At 50.2% G+C, this 611-nt stretch carries 1 protein-coding gene; it reads right to left on the bottom strand.

What is annotated here, in order from left to right; all coding sequences use genetic code 11:
- Nucleotides 1-611 (bottom strand): hypothetical protein (locus tag R7P74_RS27580; protein WP_318123864.1); only part of this gene is annotated, 611 nt, incomplete at both ends.

Genomic DNA, 611 nt, shown 5'->3' with positions numbered 1-611 from the left:
CAGATCGGCTTTGACCACGCCTTCTACATGCAGCTTGACGCTATGATCAGGGTGAATATTGTAACGAACTTGATAACCGTTATCGCCCGTTACTTCTGAGCCCGACACAGCTTGAGTTAAGCTCGGATCCGTTCCATCTACGCTAACGCTGACATTAGACCACCCCTCAAAGGCACGAACGGGCAAGGCAGAACCCGCTTTTTCAGTACGAATGGTTTTCCACAAATCCGCAATCAATACGTCAGTTGCATAGCCGCTGCCAGTGTTTTTCACCTCGATGTCGTAACCAATAATGTCGCCCGGATGGTAGATAGCTGCTGGATCGGTAGTGATTTTCGTGACGGCCAAATTGCCCGGTTCAGGAACGACCACTTTTTCGCGTAAGTTATACGTCACATAGCGCGAGCCACTGCTTAACTTCCCTTGCAACTGGTTGGTAAACTCGCCAACCGCGTCGTCACGCACGTGCCCTACCACCTCAATGAGAACCTCGGTATAGGTGTCATCTGGCGCTTTGCCACCCATCTGAATGGTGGTGTCGATGTCGGTATTATCCGCAATGAGATTTAAATTGTTGATGTCGGTGTACGCCGGGTTACCGTCAGAGATAA

The organism is Vibrio sp. 2033, assembly GCF_033339735.1.
Note: the sequence above shows the minus strand (reverse complement) of the source record. Positions and strands in the feature narration are given on the sequence as shown.